The organism is Halomonas sp. BC1, assembly GCF_002078135.1.
Lineage (GTDB): Bacteria > Pseudomonadota > Gammaproteobacteria > Pseudomonadales > Halomonadaceae > Vreelandella > Vreelandella stevensii.
Genome location: NZ_LFGS01000014.1, coordinates 36,692 through 55,528, shown reverse-complemented (window position 1 = coordinate 55,528; position 18,837 = coordinate 36,692). Strand labels below are relative to the sequence as shown.

Annotated in this window: 14 protein-coding genes and 1 tRNA gene; 3 read left to right on the top strand and 12 right to left on the bottom strand. The window is 56.2% G+C overall.

The features are described from left to right. From B7L72_RS11385 to B7L72_RS11370, 4 genes are all read right to left on the bottom strand, one after another. The coding region (locus B7L72_RS11385) for a transposase (protein WP_176212877.1) at nt 1–551 on the bottom strand (551 nt) is incomplete at its 3' end. A gap of 215 nt (nt 552–766) precedes the next feature. Then, nucleotides 767–2,455 (bottom strand): PAS domain-containing methyl-accepting chemotaxis protein, encoded by a 1,689-nt coding sequence (locus tag B7L72_RS11380; RefSeq protein WP_081194414.1) that lies wholly within the window; start codon nt 2,453–2,455, stop codon nt 767–769. Nucleotides 2,456–2,672: 217 nt separating this feature from the next. Next, nucleotides 2,673–4,205, bottom strand: coding sequence for a GGDEF domain-containing protein (locus B7L72_RS11375; protein ID WP_176212876.1), 1,533 nt, complete (start codon nt 4,203–4,205; stop codon nt 2,673–2,675). A gap of 277 nt (nt 4,206–4,482) precedes the next feature. Continuing rightward, the gene (locus tag B7L72_RS11370; RefSeq protein ID WP_139788501.1) at nt 4,483–4,713 is read right to left on the bottom strand and encodes a DUF333 domain-containing protein; all 231 of its coding nucleotides are present in this window, start codon (nt 4,711–4,713) and stop codon (nt 4,483–4,485) included. 182 nt (nt 4,714–4,895) lie between these two features. Here B7L72_RS11370 and B7L72_RS11365 point away from each other — a divergent pair, with 182 nt between their 5' ends. Then, nucleotides 4,896–8,129 carry a PAS domain-containing protein gene (locus B7L72_RS11365; protein WP_081194410.1) on the top strand — a complete coding sequence of 1,078 codons (3,234 nt, stop codon included), beginning with the start codon at nt 4,896–4,898 and terminating at the stop codon, nt 8,127–8,129. Between the two features lie 329 nt (nt 8,130–8,458). Here the strand turns inward: B7L72_RS11365 and B7L72_RS11360 are convergent, their stop codons facing one another. The 7 genes from B7L72_RS11360 to tnpA form a co-directional block, all read right to left on the bottom strand. Continuing rightward, entirely contained in the window at nt 8,459–9,115 is a 657-nt protein-coding gene (locus tag B7L72_RS11360; protein WP_081194408.1) for a hypothetical protein, read from the bottom strand. Beyond that, a complete protein-coding gene (locus B7L72_RS11355) occupies nt 9,112–9,789 on the bottom strand; it encodes a 7-cyano-7-deazaguanine synthase (RefSeq protein WP_217806075.1) in 678 nt (225 codons plus the stop codon). The genes B7L72_RS11360 and B7L72_RS11355 overlap by 4 nt, the downstream gene beginning before the upstream one ends. Continuing rightward, nucleotides 9,728–11,062 carry a nucleoside 2-deoxyribosyltransferase gene (locus tag B7L72_RS11350; protein WP_176212875.1) on the bottom strand — a complete coding sequence of 445 codons (1,335 nt, stop codon included), beginning with the start codon at nt 11,060–11,062 and terminating at the stop codon, nt 9,728–9,730. The genes B7L72_RS11355 and B7L72_RS11350 overlap by 62 nt, the downstream gene beginning before the upstream one ends. A gap of 2 nt (nt 11,063–11,064) precedes the next feature. Then, nucleotides 11,065–11,451 (bottom strand): hypothetical protein, encoded by a 387-nt coding sequence (locus B7L72_RS11345; RefSeq protein WP_217806074.1) that lies wholly within the window; start codon nt 11,449–11,451, stop codon nt 11,065–11,067. Between the two features lie 705 nt (nt 11,452–12,156). After that, nucleotides 12,157–12,233: transfer RNA gene (locus tag B7L72_RS11340), tRNA-Arg, on the bottom strand. Nucleotides 12,234–12,285: 52 nt separating this feature from the next. Next, the gene (locus B7L72_RS11335; RefSeq protein WP_039177736.1) at nt 12,286–13,233 is read right to left on the bottom strand and encodes an AEC family transporter; all 948 of its coding nucleotides are present in this window, start codon (nt 13,231–13,233) and stop codon (nt 12,286–12,288) included. A gap of 99 nt (nt 13,234–13,332) precedes the next feature. Then, the gene (gene tnpA, locus B7L72_RS11330) at nt 13,333–13,749 is read right to left on the bottom strand and encodes an IS200/IS605 family transposase (RefSeq protein WP_081136850.1); all 417 of its coding nucleotides are present in this window, start codon (nt 13,747–13,749) and stop codon (nt 13,333–13,335) included. Between the two features lie 21 nt (nt 13,750–13,770). Here tnpA and B7L72_RS18930 point away from each other — a divergent pair, with 21 nt between their 5' ends. Together B7L72_RS18930 and B7L72_RS11320 are read left to right on the top strand one after the other, a co-directional pair. Continuing rightward, nucleotides 13,771–14,883 carry an RNA-guided endonuclease TnpB family protein gene (locus tag B7L72_RS18930; RefSeq protein ID WP_081194404.1) on the top strand — a complete coding sequence of 371 codons (1,113 nt, stop codon included), beginning with the start codon at nt 13,771–13,773 and terminating at the stop codon, nt 14,881–14,883. A gap of 58 nt (nt 14,884–14,941) precedes the next feature. Further along, nucleotides 14,942–18,016, top strand: coding sequence for an EAL domain-containing protein (locus tag B7L72_RS11320; protein ID WP_081194402.1), 3,075 nt, complete (start codon nt 14,942–14,944; stop codon nt 18,014–18,016). On the opposite strand, the gene B7L72_RS11315 is transcribed toward B7L72_RS11320, so the two are convergent. Beyond that, nucleotides 18,013–18,837: sensor domain-containing diguanylate cyclase (locus B7L72_RS11315; protein WP_139788500.1), on the bottom strand; the 825-nt coding region annotated here is incomplete at its 5' end. The two genes, B7L72_RS11320 and B7L72_RS11315, sit on opposite strands and share 4 nt — an antisense overlap.

The window sequence follows — 18,837 nt, the reverse complement described above, 5'->3', positions numbered from 1 at the left end:
AAGCGCACGTTGCTGTACACGCCGTCTGCCCACCAGTAGACGTAACGCTGGTCTGCCAGGTCACGCTTTTGCCAGTCGGCATGCTCGTCCTCCCACTGCTTCTTGAGGCGAGACACGGTGTTGGCCGACAGTCCCTTGGCCTGGTCGCCCAGCAACGCCGCCAGCGCCTCCTGATAGTCGCCGGTGGAGACCCCCTTCAGGTAGAGCCAGGGGATCAGCTCCTCAATGCTGCGGGCCCGCTTCAGATAGGGCGGCAGCAGCGCGCTGCTGAAGGTGATCCCGTCACCGCTGCGGTCACGGACCCGGGGGACCTTGACCGCAACGTCGCCGATGCCAGTCTGTACCGTTCGTTCGGGAAGATAGCCGTTGCGCACCACGGCACGGCGGCCGTCTTCCAGCGTCTTGTCGGCGTATTGCTCCAGGAACGTGCTCAACTCCGCCTCCACGGCCTTGGCGATCAGGTCTCGGGCCCCTTTGCGCAGCAGCTCATGCAACGGATCAGTAGCGCCGGCGTCTGGCTGCGTCACGGCTTGGAGAGTAGAATTGCTCATGGCGTATCCATCCTATGCTGGTTGTGATCTGGCGTGATCAATCAGCAGGATACGCCACCCTCTCTACTTCCCTCCATACACAAGACTTGAGCTTAACTCAAAGGCCAGGCGACCCCTCTGCGCCTCCTTTGACAGCGTGATATGCAACACGCCCCTGAACAAAAAAAACCAGCCGCCTAAGCGACTGGTTTCAGGACCAAGGGAGGGGGAAGAACTCAGAACTGTTCCCAACCAGCTACTGTCGAGGGTTGGGCAGGCAGTGCGGGCTTGCCTTTCATGCTGTCGAGGCGAAGCGAATCGGGGCGGCGCAGCGCCGGTAGGCGGTGGGGCTGAGAGTTGGCATGACGGTTGGAAGTTCTGAACGCGTTCACGCTGTTATTCAGGGAAGCGGCTTCTCCGCTGAGCGCATCGGCCACTCGACGGTAGCTTTCCATGTCGGATGCACTGGCTTGCGTCGTGCTGTCGATCTCGGCGATGGCCAGCCCGATCTGGGCGACTCCATCGCTTTGCTCACTGGCGGCGCGGCTAATCTCTTCCATCAAGTCGTTGACGCGCTGGCTGGCCTGCTTGATACGCAGCGTGGCCGCCTGGGTTTCACGGGTGTGGGCCACGCTTTCCAGAACGCTCTGGTTGGTGTCCACGATCATGCGCTGCACTTCCTTGGCCGCTTCGGCGGTCTGGTTGGACAGCTTGCGCACCTCTTGCGCCACCACCGCAAAACCACGCCCATGCTCCCCTGCCCGAGCAGCCTCAACGGAAGCGTTCAAAGCGAGAATGTTGGTCTGGAAGGCAATCGCATCGATGGTCTGCACCATGTGCTTCATGCGCTCCGACTGTTTGGTCAGCACCTCCATTGCCTGCGCCAGCTCATCGGTCAGGCGAGATGCCGTACTGACCTCTGCCAGATTGGTATCTGCCGCCTTGCTCGCCAGCTCCGCGTTGGACGCGCTTTGGCGCACGGTACTGGAGATCTCTTCCATACTGGCAGCGGTTTGCTGCACGGCGGAAGCCTGTTGCTCCAGGCGATCAGCCATGTTGCTGTTGTTATTGAGAATCTGGTCGACCACCGGGCTGATGACTTCCATATTGCGCTGGATGTCGCTGGCCGTGGAGAGTAGCGAGCGACGCATCAGTTGGAGAGCTTCCAGCGTCTGACGAAGCGATTGGCGCCGGGTAGAAGGAATGGCAGCATTCAGATTCCCTGCCGCCAGTTGCAGTGCAATATCCTTCAGCGAACCGACCGAACGGTTCAACGACCCCAACAGCAAGACATTGACGCCACAGATCAACCCAGCCAGCACCAGAGCCAACACCCCTAACTGCCATCCCCCCAGGGCATAGTGCTGAGTCACCGCCAGGCCAGCGTCCAACAGCACTACGCTGGCCAGCGTGGCGAACAGCAGGCGCGTTTTGACGCTTTCCCAGTGAATGGTTGGTAGCTTGCCCAATAACCCACGGCGCTTTAACTGCCCGCGCTGCAAGTAGTAGGGGCACGTCTTTTCACGCATTTGCCGGTAAATGTTATCGAAGTAGCGCGTCTTTTCCTCTTCCGCATAAGAACGCAGCGACGCATACCCCTGGAGTTCTCCTTTATCCATGACCGGCACGACATTGGCATGCACCCAATAGTGATCTCCGTTTTTACGGCGGTTTTTCACATAGCCTTGCCAAGAGATGCCTTCACGCAGGGTGGCCCACATATCGCGGTATACTTCCGGAGGCATATCCGGATGGCGAACGACGTTATGGGGTTCATTCATCAGCTCTTCGATATCAAAACCGCTGACCTCGATGAACCGGGGGTTCGCGTATGTGATGTAACCGTTGACATCGGTACGCGAAATCAAAAAATCATCAGGATCAATAGGATAGTTCACCTGGGAGACATAGCCATTGTTTCTCATCACACACCCCCTCGTTATCGACTGCCTGGGCAGCACCCATCATTGGGCTTATGTAACTACTATGGAGGGAGATATTAAAAAAGTAACTAGGCCAGCAGGAGATGTGACATTTGTTGACATTCACTAAAAACAACGAGATCAACAACTATAAAAACGATGTTTGTCATTAGCCAGACAAAAAACTTATAACAACTCTTCTACACAACTTGCATAACATTTAAAAAGCATCAATAAACGATTGATCCGCTTCAGTCGGCTGCCAGATCACACAGCGATCTCGCCCACGGTTCTTCGCCTGATAAAGCGCCTGGTCTGCCATCTTGATCAGCGAGTGTCGGCTGTCGGCATGCTCGGGGTACGCCGCAATACCACACGAAAGCGTGATGTAGCCCAACGGTTGCTGGAGGTGAAACAAGGCATGGGTACGCAGCATCTGCAACAGCTCGTTGGCCCGTCGTTCGGCCTCATCGAGGTCGGTCATTGGCAACAGCGCCACGAACTCCTCCCCGCCTAGGCGGCACACCACATCGCTCCCGCGAAAGCAGCGTGTCAGCAGGTTGGCGACTTCGATCAGCACCGCATCGCCCACATCATGGCCAAAGCTGTCGTTGACGTTCTTGAAGTGATCGATGTCGATCATCAACAGGCAAAGCGGCTGCCCACTCTGGGCGGCGCGCTCCATCTCTTCATCCAGCAGCGTATCGAAGTGGCGCCGATTGGGCAGCCCGGTCAAGGCGTCCTGGAGCGACAATCCCTTCAACTGGTCCACCAGTTGATCCAGCTCCGCCGTACGCGACTTCACCTGCGCCTCCAGCGTCAGGTTCGCCAGCGCCAGCTGCCGCTGCGTGAAACGGTAATGCCACAGCGAGACCCCCACGATGGCCATCGAAAAGCCCAGCGCCCCAACGCTCAAAGGCACTTGCCGCAGCGCCACCAGCCCGTGGGCCACCAGCATATCGAGCACCAGCAAAGGCGCGAACATCACAAAGCTGAACACCAGCAAACGTTGCTCCAACGCCAAGCGGCGCCATGCCACCAGGGTGATCAGCAGCATGCAGGGCAACGTCAGCAACAGCAGCACGTCAAACACGGGAAAGGTCAGGGCCAAGTTCAAGAAGCCGAACTGCACCAGCCCCATCGTCACCACCAGATACCCCAGATGAAGCTGCCAGAAACGCGCCATCCAGCGCTTGGCCGACCCCACCAACCAGTGGCTCAACAGCAGCCCCATGGCAATGGGCAAGGTAAAATAACTGGCGGCGCGCAGCATGTCCCAGGCCAAGGGGGCATCGGCAATCAGCTGCCTGGCAGGCGTTTCGGCCAACAGCATCAATCCGGAAGCACAGGCGAACAGCGCCGTGGCACCAAAGCCTCGCCGGTCAGGGCCCATCAGCGCAAAAATACCCGCAAGCGTTGCCAACAACAGGCTGAACGCACTGACCGCCAGGTCTTTCGCCGACGCTTTCAGCATCGCCTTGAGGGCACCCAGGCGGTCCATTACTCGGACATCGCCCCATAAGCCAATGCTGGTGTAGTCCGAATAAATGCGCAATGAAAGGGTCTGGTCGGCAAAATCGTCGGGAAGCGGGATCAAATGCCAGGGCCAACCTATGAAACGCGGCTGCTGCATATCACCATGCTCATAAATCAGCTCATCGCCCAAAAACACCTGCCCCACCAGATTGATGCTGGTGATGTGGATCACCGGATCACGCCAGTTGCCCTCCGGCAGTACAGTCCTGAACCACACTAACTGCCTTCCCTCTCGCTCGGGCGGGTTCGACGGAAAAGCAATGGCCTGCCAGTCGCCACCTGGCTCCGACAACCCGCGTGACACTCCTTCACTGCCCAGTGGCGAATCTCCCCAACGATATTCCCAATCCGTCAATGGCGATGGGCCCTGGTAACCGTGAGCCAGTCCAGAAAATACTATCATCAGGGCTGCCAGGGCAGGCCACCCCGTCAGGGTACGCCATCGAACGAGAAGAATCGCTATAACCACTTGCACTGTTAGCCACCAGGTAGGGTTAGAAGTTATCCAACCGTTCCGTACGATAAAGACGCCACTCATTTTCTACGCGGCCATCCGGTAAGCGGCAATAACGCCCTGTGCCCAGCCGGCTTTCGCGGGTCATGCGCTCGCCTCCCCGCGCCTCACAGTACTCTGCGGCCGCAGCCTGCATGCTGGGGGCGGCGTCGCTTCCGGCGGCAACGCACCCCACCAGAGCCAATGGCAACCAAAAGAGTACGTACTTCATTCATTACCTCCTACCGCCAGCACCTCACATTCCACAATTTTTCACACACTTCCTAGATACCCTGCCTTAACCCTTATTTACAATAGTTTTGTGAAAGATAAAGCGCTCGTCCATCGGTAACGCACGAGAGATCTGCGCAGTACGCCTTTTGCCCAATCAATCCGAATTCACGTGGTGATGCGATGAAACAGCTTCCCAGCCAAGCACACTTGTCAGCGGGTCAGACAATACCCGCCATCAGTGACCTGCTGGATGATAGCACCGACGCTCGGTTCGACCGCATCACCCGTTTGGCCCAGCAAACCTTCAGCGTCCCGGTGGCGGTGATCTCGTTCCTTCATCAGGACAGACTGCTGTTCAAATCCTGTCAAGGTATCGACCTGCCCTTGCTACCCATCGAGCAGTCGTTTTGTGGTGATGCCAGCCTGGACGAAGCGCCGCTGATCGTGGAGGACGCTCGGCAAGACGCCCGCTTCGCGCATCTTTCCATGGTCATGTCAGCGCCCTTCCTACGCTTCTATGCAGGTGTTCCGCTGCGCATTCACGGCCAGCGTATCGGCACTCTTTGCCTACTGGACCCTCAACCTCGGCAGTTTGGCAGTGAACAGCTCCAACTACTGGGCGACATGGCCGCCATGGTCGAAGAGCTGGTACAAAGAGATATCGAGCACAACGTTTCGCGCACGGGCCTGGCCATGGCCTTGCAAGAGAGCGAGCGCCGGGCACGTCTAGTCATTGAAGGCACGCGAGCAGGTACCTGGCAATGGAACGTGCAAACGGGAGAAACCGTGTTCAATGAACGCTGGGCAGAAATGCTCGGCTACACCTTAGCGGAGCTCAGCCCTACCACCATCGATACCTGGCTGGCGCTGGCACATCCCGACGACCTTGTGGAGTCGGAAAGGCTGTTGAACGCCCATTTTTCGGGGGCCACGGAAAGCTACAGCTGCAAGGCTCGCATGCGCCATAAACATGGCCACTGGATATGGGTACACGATCGTGGGCAAGTGTTCGACTGGACGCCGGACGGCAAACCACTGCTGATGTACGGCACCCACACCGATGTGACACAGGAAGTCAGTGCTCAACGGGAGCTACAAACCAGTCGTGACGAATTCGCCTCGCTGCTCAGCAACATGCCCGGCGTCACGTTCCGCTGCCTGCCCGACGACAACTGGACCATGCTTTACATCAGCGGCCAAATCGACCAGATCAGCGGCTACCCCGCCGAAGAGCTGCTGAACAACAAATCCACCAGCTACGCCGAGCTGGTACACCCCGACGACGGCCCCATGCTGACCGAACAGGTCAACCTGGCGCTGGAACGCAAGGAAGGCTGGCATTTCGAGTACCGCGTTCGCCACCGAGACGGCAGCTGGCGCTGGGTCGAAGAGCGCGGCAACTGGGTACCCGGCAATGCGCAATACCCGCTCATCATGGAAGGCTTCATTGTCGATATCACCCGCGAGCACGAAGCCCGCAGCCAGCTGCGCAAGCACCACGACGCCCTCAATCTGCTCAACGATATCGCCTTTCAGCCCGCCGAGACCCTGGATGCCAGAATCCAGCACGCCCTGGCCCGTGCCAAGGCCTATCTCGGGCTGGACCTGGCCGTGATCAGCCAGATCGAAAGCGAAGTGTACACCGTGCGCTGGGTCGATGCGCCCGACACCCTGCCCATACCGGCCGGCTACAGCCTCCCCGTCGACCAGACCTGGTGCCAACTGCTGCTTTCCGACCAGCAGCACGAGCTGTTCATTGCCAACGTCTCCGACAGCCGCTACCACCATCATCCATGCAACCAGAGCTTTCCCATCGGCACCTACGCAGGCATTACCCTGAACGTAGAGGGCCAAATATTCGGCACCCTGAACTTCACCTCCAGCCACTCCCGGCTGGGAGAGTTCGATGAAAGCGAGACCCTGTTCATGCGCCTGCTCGCGCGCTGGCTCTCGGACACGCTCACCAACAGCCTGAGCAACGAACGGGTCACCAAACTGATGGCCCAATTGCCCGGCACGATCTACCAATACCGGCTATTTCCCGATGGTCGCGCCACTTTCCCGTTCAGCTCTCCGCAGATCGAGGCGCTCTACGGTATTACGCCAGAAGAAGCCGCCCAGGATGCAGGGCCCGCGTTGGCCACCATCCACCCCGACGACCTCGAGAGCGTCGCGGCCAGTATCGTGCACTCCGCCAACACCCTCGATTACTGGGAAGCCACCTACCGCGTCAAGCAACCCGACGGCCACTACCGCTGGACCACCGGCCAAGCCCGCCCAGAACGCCTGGCCGATGGCAGCGTGCTGTGGCACGGCTACCTGTACGATATTCATGAACAAGAGCTGGCCCGCCTGGCCATGGAACGCAACGAAAGCCGCCTGCGCGGCCTGTTCGAATTTGCCCCCATCGGCATTGCCCTGAACGATTACGAAACCGGACGCTTCATCGACCTCAACGACGCCCTTATCCAGCCCTCCGGCTTCACGCGGGACGAGTTCGTCAACCTCAGCTACTGGGACCTGACCCCCAAAGAGTACCAACCTGAAGAGGAGCTGGTGCTGACCAGCCTGGCCACCCATGGCCGGTACGGCCCGTTCGAAAAAGAGTATTACCGCAAGGACGGCAGCCGCTACCCGGTGCGCTTGCAAGGCATGCTCAGCCAAGACCCGGATGGCAAACGGGTCATCTGGTCGCTCATCGAAGACATCACCGAACGGCGTCGGCTGGATAAAATGAAGAATCAGTTCATCGCCACGGTGAGCCATGAACTGCGTACCCCGCTCACCTCCATCAACGGTGCGCTAGGGCTGCTGGCCGGGGGTGCACTGGGAGTCTTTCCACCCCAGGCCGCCACCCTGCTCGATACCGCCCTGCGCAACGGCCAGCGCCTGACCACGCTCATCAACGACCTGCTGGACATGGAAAAGCTGGTGGCCGGAAAAATGCCCATGCAGCTCGCCGAACAGCCCTTGGCCCCCCTGATCACGGAAGCCATCGAATCCATGGGCAGCTATGGCGACCAGCACCAGGTCAGCCTGCAACTGCAGGCCAACGACACCACCCTGAACGTCAACGTGGATGGCCAGCGGCTCATCCAGGCACTGACCAACCTGATCTCCAACGCCATCAAGTTCACCCCCGCAGGAGAAGCCGTCAGCATCACCGCCCACGCCCAGCAAGGCCGCGCAGAAATCCGCGTGCGCGACCACGGCCCCGGCGTGCCCGAAGCCTTCCAGGCACAGCTCTTTCAACGCTTCTCGCAAGCCGACAGCAGCGACACCCGCAAACTCCCCGGCACCGGCCTTGGCCTGGCCATCACCCGAGAAATCTGCCGCCAGCTAGGCGGCGACGTACACTACCAGGACGCCCCCGGCGGCGGCAGCGAGTTTGTGATTGAGTTGCCGGTGGTGTGAGGGGGTAGATAGGGAGGAATATGTAATAGGGATGAACGCTTGGAAGCGTTCAGAGTGTTAGCTGAGGCTCTGGGATTTCGAGGACTTGCCGAGGAGCAAACGTTGGCGTCCTGGCAGGATCTTAACAACCCCTCTAAGCAGTTAATTTAAAATAGATTTATCACACAGAAAAAAGAAAAGTATACCTCCATGTATACCATTTTACGCCTGAATAGGACGTAATCTTAGACCTATACCTGATTTGACCTATCCCGTTTCTAAAATGGTTAACCAAGAGCAATAAGCTTATATCTCAATGAGCATATACAGTAAGCAGTATATAAATGTGCCTACACTGCGAGGGCCAACTGCGCTTGATCTTGAACTGGAGCTACAGCCCGACGCCAGAGCCAGGCATCAAATTCTCTGCGGGGCAATGAGAGGAGATCAGCAGCATAACAAAAGGTCTCACGCAGAAATTGGTAGTCGTCATTGTCAACCTTAACCGCTTTCGCAAATGCGCGAACATGACGATCAACTGCGATAGTGTCGAGACCAACTAGACACGCCATATAATCTACTGTCTTAGGTCCAATCCCGTTAACGGTTTGAATTGCGGAACAAAATTCATCAGTCCCTAATCCTGCTCGCAAATCTTCTGCATTTTCAATGCCCAATCCATGGAGGAAAATTACCAGCGCTTCAAAACGACTTATCTTCTCATGATGGCGCCAATTCAAAAATGCTCCCGAGCCTCCATTCTGAATAACTGAGATCAGTGAGGAAATAGTAAGGCACTCTGGATGTTTGCGCAGAATTTCTAAAACACGCGGACGCACGACTGACTTATAATTAAGCCCAGCTTGAAGCACTGAATCCGCAAGAACGGCCCCCAGGTGATCACTCGAAAGGCGTGCTTTTTTCTCATCCGTGAGCACCCCTTCATCTTTCGCATAATTTGCGATGCGTCGTGCTATGAGCAGCATCTCAATGGCGGGGCTGGTCATACTAATTTTGCCTCTTTCAATGCGTTCAGGCGCTCCACACAATTCGGGCAGGCACCACAAGGAAAACTTGCGGCTGCTTGGCATGAATATGTGCGTCCAATAGGTACACCAAGATCAGCAGCAGTACTGGCTACATCAGCCTTTGACCAATATCGAAACGGGGAATGAAAACGTACTGGCCCAATGCTTGAGGTAAGCCCATCAAGGCTATTCATAAACTCAGCAGTACAATCAATTTCTTTAGCATGGTTACTATTTATAAAACCTGTGTAAACATCCAGTATTCCGACGGTTTGCGCACGAGCCGCGGCGGCGGCGAAGAATATCATTGTTCTGTAGGGAATGTACAAGTCGTCATCTTTGACGTCTTCCGTCCAAAGATCTGCTTCACGAATCAATCGAGACGACGATCCCTGAAAGATACTGGATATGTCAAAGCGCTCAGGTGGTCGCATGCTAGAGGGCAGAACTTCGTTTACCCGACTCCATTCAACGTCGACACAATGCTGTCCATAATCAAAAAAATTGGTGTGACATCTACACCTGAAGAAACAAGCTGGTATGCAACAGTTGTTGAATCTAGCCCTCCTGAGGCTAGTAAAAGCGCCTGTCTCATCGCGATTTGGCCCTAAGTGCAGAAATAACTTCGAAAGTGCCGTTGAGACACGCGTCAAGATCCTTGGAATAAACTGAACTACCTGAGATCACCATGGTATTTTCATTTTCGCGGCGAGGGTCATAGGTAACGACCGGTTTTCCCATCTCAATTGCCATGCCGAGCTCAACAAGCGTACCAGGATCACGGTCTAGAGGAACCGAGAAGACTACATCGCATTCCTTCAATAGCTTGTAGTCAAGATGATACGTTTGTTGCAGATCAGCTTCACTTGCTGGTCGCTTTAACTCCCCATTCTCCAAAATGGGGCGTCGCACTTTGAAGTTGTGATACGTGAGACTGTCTAAAGCATGGTCCAGCTCCTGCTTTGAAACATACGTGAAGTCAGGACCGGCAAGATAGATTGAGTAGGTTTGACGGTCATGCCATGGGAGCACCGTTCCGCCAAGCGCTTGCAGCACCTCCACTGAAAGTCGAAACCCCCGCTGTACATCGCGCTTCATGTCGTCAGGAAACGTAGTCTGGGAGTACACAGTGGCAGCTTGGCTTCCACGCCATGCTGCTTCGACCCAGCCCTTGTAAGAAAGGCCTACCATGACGCTGGAATAGACATCACCAACGCCGACTGAATTTGCAGTTTGACTCAACTTAGCCGGTATTTCTTCTACGCCCCCATCTTGCATGTCAAAAAGTCGGCTGCCACCTCGATTCTCTTTGAGTAGGAAGACATCTGGCGAAAGCGTATTTATTTCATCTAGCAATTCTTCGATATTTTCTGCTCCTAGCCTCATAAAGAGGGAGGACGACGTTGAGATAATGATAGCTTCTATGCGACCTATGAACGCTTTGAGTGATGAGAGGTCCTCAACATCGTATGCGATGTCGATAGAGAACTGAGCGTCTTCAGCGAACACACTGAAGAGTGTGTTCATATCAAACTTGCCAGGGAAAACAACGACTTTTTGATAAGCGTCGAGTTGCGGTAAAGGGTCTTGAAATTTCACTATCTTGGTATCACGCATCAAATCTTCGTAGCCTTGATGCGAAACCTCAGTCACATCACCGATAAGGATTACGTTGGGCGCACCAATCACGTCACCAAGCCAGATAAACTCTTTGCAACCGAAATCAAAGAGATAGCTTTCTGCTTCATCAACCAGGTATCTCGGGCAAAACGCTGCCACTGAGTATTCAATGTTTGCAGCCCAAAGCCCTCTCGCAGCGTGACAGATGCCACCTAAGCGTAGCTTACACATCTCACCATTCCGAGAGAGTGTATAATCCACAACCAATTCACCAACGACTAATAAAGCTGGATCGCAGTTGGCCATAATTATTTCGCTACAAAGTCAGCGGCTACGGTTGGGACGGGTGACACAGATGAAGAGCTCACTACTCCGACATATGTCACTCCATCTTCCATACACTCAACGAGATAATTGAATGATGTGGGGAGTGCGCCGACTTTTACACCATTCACGTCAAGTGCAAAAACACGCCTCTTATCGAAGCGAATTACCAACTGGTCGCCAGTGGCCGGAACGTTATTGAATTGCGAATAAAAATCACTATTTCCTACATCTTCGAGTAGCACCTGAAATGCTTGTAGGCATTTATCGACGCCGCTAGTGCCACCAGCTACGCCTGTACCATTTCCATCAACTTCTCTTGCTTTAGTGCCAGGATAATCTGAAAAGCGACCTGAACCCGAGCTTCCCATAGCATTTTCTCCTACGTAGTTAATTTGGTAATGAAAACTTTTTCCAAAAATATGGATAATGCCGGATCACCCATCCTGAACACAAATTCCTGATGGCTCGCGAAAAAGTCTTCAAAAACAGCTTGATATGCATAAATTTTTTAATTGTAAATATTCTTCAGACATCATCACCTATCTCAACACTATAAAACTACCTTTTTACCTAATACTTTAGGCTAGAGAATACCGTCTTTGTTAAGAACTAGTCGTTATGCTTAGGCACTTCTCGGCATGTAAATTTTATTCATCTACCACACATGAACTTAACTACATTGCTTTCCCGGCGCGATACTTAAATAGCCGTAAAATTTCGCATGACTCCCATGCACCCAAAACCCGCCTACAGACCAGCAACAGCGGGCTTTGAGCCGTTTTTTAGGGGTGCATGAAGAATTGCCCCACAAGCGAACCCCGCAGGCGGGTGGGTACAACGCGCCGATAGCGCCCCCCTAAGCCAGCATAGCCCATAGCAACCCTACCACAAGACTGTTAAATGCCACTACAAACCCCACAAAAGCCCCAAAACACAAAACCCCGCACAATGGCGGGGTTCTAAAAATAAGATATCACAAGCAACAGAACATCAATCAGGCGAACAAAAACCAATACGAATCAACGCATTAGTTCTGCTTATAGGCTTTTGAGGACTTCCCGAGCAGCCCCCAATGGCGTCCCTGGCAGGAGTCGAACCTGCGACCTGCCGCTTAGGAGGCGGCTGCTCTATCCTACTGAGCTACAGGGACTTAGGGGGCGCGTAGTATAGCGCGTTGGCTTGCCTCGGCCAACCGTCGCGCTTTAAATCCACCCCGCCAGGCGCAGGGCGAAAATGCCCAGGGTCACGGTGATGCTGGCCATCAGGGTGGTGATGGCGATGATATTGGCGGCCAGGGCCACGTTGCCGTTGATGGCCTTCACCATCACGAAGCTGGCGGCGGCGGTGGGGCTGGCGAAGAACAGGAACAGTAGGCCCAGTTGCGCGCCGGAAAAGCCCAACAGCCACGCCGCGACCGTCGACAAGGCGGGCAAGGCGACCATCTTCATCAGGCTGGCACTCATGGCCACTTGGCTGCCTTCACGCAAGCTGGACACCGAAAGCGTGGCGCCAATGCAGATCAGCGCCAGGGGCAGCGTCAGCGAGGCAAAGTAGTTGCCCGAGGTCATCACCCAGCTTGGCAGCCCTACCGAGAACGCCGTGAACGGCAACGCCGCGAACACGGAAAGAATCAGCGGGTTCTTGACGATATGCCCCAGCAGGCTGCGCCAGTCGGTGGATTGGCCGGGCTGGTACGCCGCCAGGGCCACCACGGAAAGCGCGTTATACATCACGATCACCACGCCCAGCAGCAGGCTTCCCGCCGAAAGCCCGTAGTTGCCATACATGCCCGCCGCCAAGGCCAGCCCCACCACGCCACAGTTGCCGCGAAAGGCCCCCTGCACGTATATCCCTCTGTCTGCCTGGGGCACACGTAGATGCGCCCAGCCCCAGCTCAGGGCGAACTGCGCCAGGGTGGCCACAGCGAAGAACAGCAGCAGCGGAATGTCCAACGCGACACTGAGGTCGGCCTTGACTAGACTCAGAAAAATAAGCGTCGGCAGCGTCGCCTTGAACACCAGCGTCGAGGCCGTGCTGATAAAGGCACTGTCGATCCAGCCAAGGCGTTTCAAGCCAATGCCGATGAACACCATGGCAAACACGGGTAGCGTCACGTCTAGCGTGCGGGTAAACAGTTCCAGTAGATCCACAGCAGCCCTCTCAGTTGGATAAGCGACGTCTTATCAATTAACGCGAAAAACCTCGTACTTCTAGTGCGAGGATGAATAGCGTGGGACGCGAAGCGTCCCCTATTCCGGTCTTGTTTGCTGCTCAATATATTGCTTTACGACACTCAGCGGCGCGCCGCCGACGCTTCCCGCAAAGTAGCTCGGACTCCATAGCGCATTTTTCCTGTATGAAGTCTGTACCAATTCGGGGTGCAGCAGCTTCATCCGCCTGCTCGAAACCCCTTTCAGGCTGTTCACCAGCCTTGAAACCGCCACCTTGGGCGGAAAGTTCACCAGTAAGTGAACATGATCCGTTTCACCATGGAACTCCTTTAGCTCAGCCTCGAAATCCTGACACACCTGCCTGAACAGGGTTTCAAGGGATTGAAGGTGTGCGTCATTGAATACTCTTCCACGATATTTGGTTACGAAGACCAAGTGGGCGTGCATTTCAAAAACGCAGTGTCTTCCTGTTCTGATAGTCTTGATCTTGTCCATAGGCCAAGTATACTCAAAGCCATGAAACAGACCAAGACATTAAAAGTTCGCGTAAGAGACAAGCACATTGCCCAGCTTAACCGCATGGCACGCAGTGTGAACTTTTGCTGGAACTATCTGAACGAACTCTCATCTCGTGCCATTCGTGAGCGCGGTCTGTTTCTGTCGGCGTATGACCTGCATCCCTATACCAAAGGGGCGGGCAAGGAACTTGGTCTGCATAGCCAGACCTTGCAGTGCATCGCCGCCGAATATGTCACCCGCCGCAAGCAGTTTAGGAAGGCTCGTCTCAACTGGCGCAAATCGCGTGGCGTTCGTCGTTCTCTCGGCTGGATTCCGGTCAATACCGGCGCGGCCAAATGGAAGAGCGGGCAAGTATTCCACAACGGCAGTTACTTCAAAGTCTGGGACAGCTACGGGCTGAGCCAGTACAAGCTCCGCTCTGCATCCTTCAACGAGGATGCGCGTGGGCGCTGGTACTTCAATGTCGTGGTTGAAATTGAGGTAGACCCGCCAGCCGGTCAAGACAAGATCGGTATCGACCTTGGTCTGAAAGATACCGCCACCTGCTCGGATGGTACAAGGCTGGAAGCCGGTCGTTTCTACCTCGATATGGAAGATAAGCTGGCTGTTGCACAACGCGCCGGAAAGAAAAAGCGTACCCAAAACATTCACGCCAAGATTGCCAATCGGCGCAAGGACGCCTTGCACAAGTTCAGCCGTCAATTGGTGAACCGTGCGGGGGAAATCTACGTCGGTAATGTGAAATCATCCTCGTTGGCCAAAACCAAGATGGCCAAGTCAGTGCTGGACGCTGGCTGGGCTATGCTGAAAACAATGCTGGAATATAAATGCGATAGCGCAGGCATTGTTTTTAAAGAGGTCAACGAGTCGTACACCACCCAAGCCTGTTCGAGCTGCGGTTGTATTTCCGTCAGTAGTCCGAAGGGTAGATCAGGCTTGAGAATAAGAGAGTGGACTTGCAGTGAGTGTGGTGTCACTCACGACCGCGATGTGAACGCGGCCAAGAACATTCTTGCGGTCGGGCATGGCCGTCCAGAAGTGGGAATCCCCGTCCTGAGGGCGGGGAGGATGTCAAACTCTACCGTTGACCAGGATTTGTCGACTGGCTAGACAGGCACCTCGGCATAAGGGAAAGTAGCCCTAAACGCGCATCACGGATACGTTACGTATGGTACAGCCCGCCGTCCCTGAACACGAAGCACAGCGGCTTCTCACCCTGAAGCGGTACACACTGGGGGATCTTTCGGCTGACCAGGAGTTTGACCGCATCACCCGTCTAGCGGCTGCTTACTGCGAAACCCCCATGGCCTTGATCACGCTGGTGGATGCCAGTCACGTCTGGGTCAAAAGTGGCGTGGGCGAATACAGCCCCACGGTATTACGTCAGCTCTCATTATGCGGGGAAGCCATCCTCGAACCCAAGCTGTTCGAAGTATCGGATGCACGCCTGGATGCGCGGCTTCATAAATTTCCCATGGTCAGCGAGGCGCCCCATGTGGTGTTTTATGCTGGCATGCCGCTGGTTGCCGATAATGGCAACATCCTCGGCACGCTGTGCGTCATGGACCACAAACCCCGCCAACTGAGCCCTACCCAGCGGGAGCTGCTACAGCAACTGGCCAGCAACACCATGCTGCAGTTCGAGCACTACCTGAGCCAACGCGCCTACCAGGCCATTGGCAATGCCGCCATCGGCCTTTGGGAGATGGATGTCGCCACCCGAACCACCCACTGGAACGATGTGGTCGATGCGCTCTATCAAACCAATGCTCGGCAAGCCAACACCTTCGAAGCGCGCATGCAGGCGTACACCTCGGCTGACCGCGCTCGGCTCGTCGAAGCCATCGACACCGCCATCACCCACGGAGCGCCCTTCAACGATATCTTCGAGATGCAGACCCCCTCGGGCGAGCCGCTCTGGGTCAGAATCACCGGCAACCCCTTGGCCGTGGATGGCCAAGTGGTGCAGATCATCGGCACCATGGTGGATGTCACTCCCCGCAAGAAGGTCGAAACACAGCTACTGCGCCAGCAGGCACTGGAGCAGGCCATCATGCGGGCGCAAGCCAGCTTTATCGACGAACAGGGCAATGCCAAGGCACTCAACCCATTGCTCGACGACCTGCTCACCCTCACCGGCAGCGAATACGGCTTCATCGGCGAAGTGCTTTACCACCCCGACAAGACACCCTATCTGGTGACCCATGCCATCACCGACATCAGTTGGGACGAGCCCTCGCGGCAATTCTACGCTCAGCACGCCCCCAGCGGCATGGTGTTCAGCAACCTGGATACGCTGTTCGGCCATGTGATGCGCCACGAAGAAGTGGTCATTGCCAACGACCCCGCCCATGACCCCAGGCGCGGCGGCCTGCCACCGGGGCATCCACCGCTCGATGCGTTTCTGGGGGCACCGATTCACTTCCACGGTCGTTGCATCGCCATGATTGGCCTGGCCAATCGCCCCGGGGGCTATCATCCCGACCTGGTGGAGTACCTGGCCCCGCTGCTGGGTAGTATCGGGCAGTTCATCAACACTCTGCGCCACCACCGCCAGCAACATCAAGATCAACAGGCCATCGCACGGCTCTCCCTGGTGGCCAGGAACACCAGCAACGGCGTGGTGATCACCGATGCACGCGGCAACATCGAATGGATCAACGATGGCTTTACCCGGCTCAGTGGCTACACCTTCGCAGAAGCGGTCGGCAAGAAGCCGGGGCAACTGGTGCAGGGCAAAGCCACCGACCGCGCCACGGTGCTGCGCATTGCCCGGGCTTTGCGCCATCGCCAGCACTTCGAAGAAGAACTGCTCAACTACCGCAAGGATGGCACCCCGTACTGGGTGCATATAAGCTGTAACCCGCTGCCTGCCAATGAGCAAACCGGCGGCGGCTTCATTGCCATTCAGTCGGACATTACCGACACCAAGCTGCATGAAGAGGCGCTTTACAAGGCTGCCAATATCGATGAGCTGACCCAGCTGCCCAATCAGCGGCTAGCCCGTACGCAGTTGGAAGCACTGGTGCAGCATCATGCGCCACTGACCATCTCAGTGCTCAATATCGATGACTTCAAACGCCTTAACGACCTGTTTGGCTACGCCACTGGCAATAGCATACTCAGACGGGTAGCCAAACGGCTGGAAGCCCTGGTCAGCCCCTTCAAGGCCCAGGGCATCACGGCACGGCTCAGTGGCGATGAATTTGTGCTGGCAGGGCCAACCCAACGCCTCACCCCGTCCACCATCCAGCACGCCCTACAGCAGCCGCTGCACGTCAACGGGCAAAAGTTGAAGCTCACTGCCTGTATCGGTATGACCACCTACCCCAACGACAACGTCGACCCCGACGCCCTGTTTCGCCATGCCTATCAGGCACTCTATCAGGCCAAGACCCAAGGGGTTGCCCAGTGCGTACGCTACAGCACTGATCAGGAGTACCTGGTCAAACTGCGCCAGCAGGAGCGCAGCGCCATTCAGCACGGCCTGGCCAATGACGAATTTCGTCTCTACTATCAGCCCCAGGTCGATCTCAAATCGCACACCGTGGTCGGGGCTGAGGCGCTGATTCGCTGGATCCACCCGCAACACGGGCTGCGCAATCCGGCAGAGTTTCTGCCGCTGCTGGAAGGCAGCGAGCTGGAGTTTCATCTGGGGGAGTGGGTCATCGAAGCCGCCTTGAAGCAGCTGCAAAGCTGGCTGGCCATGGGCATCGAACTGCAGGTGAGTGTCAACATCAGCCCGCAACACCTGCTGCACCCCGGCTTTCTGCCGCAGTTGGAACAGCTGCTGCTGTACTACCCGCAAGTCCCCTCGCGACTGCTCGCCATCGAGATTCTGGAATCGGCCACGCTGGATGACATGCAAGCTGCCCTGCACGTGCTGGAACAGTGTCAGCGGCTAGGTATTAAAATTGCCCTCGACGACTTCGGCACCGGCTACTCTTCATTGGCCTACTTCCGTCGCCTGCCCGTGCAGTTGATCAAGGTAGACCGCGATTTCGTGCGCGACATGCTGGAAAGTGAGGACGACAGAGCCATCGTGGAAAGCATCATCTTCATGGCCAGAAAATTCTCACGGCCGGTGCTGGCAGAAGGGGTCGAGACCATGGAGCATGCCCAAGCCTTGCTGGCCATGGGCTGCCACCTGGCACAAGGTTACGGCATTGCCCGCCCGATGCCCGCCGACGCACTACCAGGCTGGCTGGAAACCTGGCAGGCAGAAGGATTTGCACTACCTTAATCGAACAACGCCACCGGGTCGCTTTCCCCCGTCAGCTTGACCATCACGCCATCGCGCCCCTGGCCCTTGACGTCGTAGCTGGCGGCATCGGCACGGGCCAGGGCGACTTCCACGGTGTCATCGCTTTCATCGAAGACGGTCACGCCAATACTCAAGGTAACGGTATATTCCTTGCCCTCATGGGTCACCGACACGTCACTCACCGCCTTGCGCAGTGAATCGGCAATCACCCTGGCTTGGCTAAGGGTGCAGCTGGGCAACAGCACACCAAACTCATCGCCCCCCTGGCGGGCCACATGGTCGCTGCGGCGTACCTCCCAGGCCACCACCTGAGCAATGCGGCGTAGCATCTCGTCACCCAGGGCATGGCCGCCTTCGTCATTGATCGGCTTGAAGTGATCAAGATCGAACAACAGCAGCGCCGAAGGCGTGCTGGTTTTCTGGAAGTCAGCAAACGCTTCTTCCAGGCGGCGTTCGAAACCACGTCGATTCAGCAGCCCGGTCAAGGGGTCATGTTCGGCTTCCCAACGCTGCAACGCCTCTTGCTGGCGCCGCTCGGTAATGTCCTTCACCACACCGACCAACCCCAAGGAGTGGCCGCCTTGGGTCAACATCACCACTCGGGCGTGAATATCCAGCCACAGCGTTTCGCCGTCGCTGCGCAGAAAACGCAGCTGGCGCACGAAGTCGCTGCCGGTCTTGAGACTATGCACCCACATATCACGCGCCCCATTGCGGTCATCCGCGTGAATTTGTGTCAGCCACTGCTCCATTTGGGTATCTGCAGGAATATCCAGAATTTGCAAAAGCGCAGGATTCAT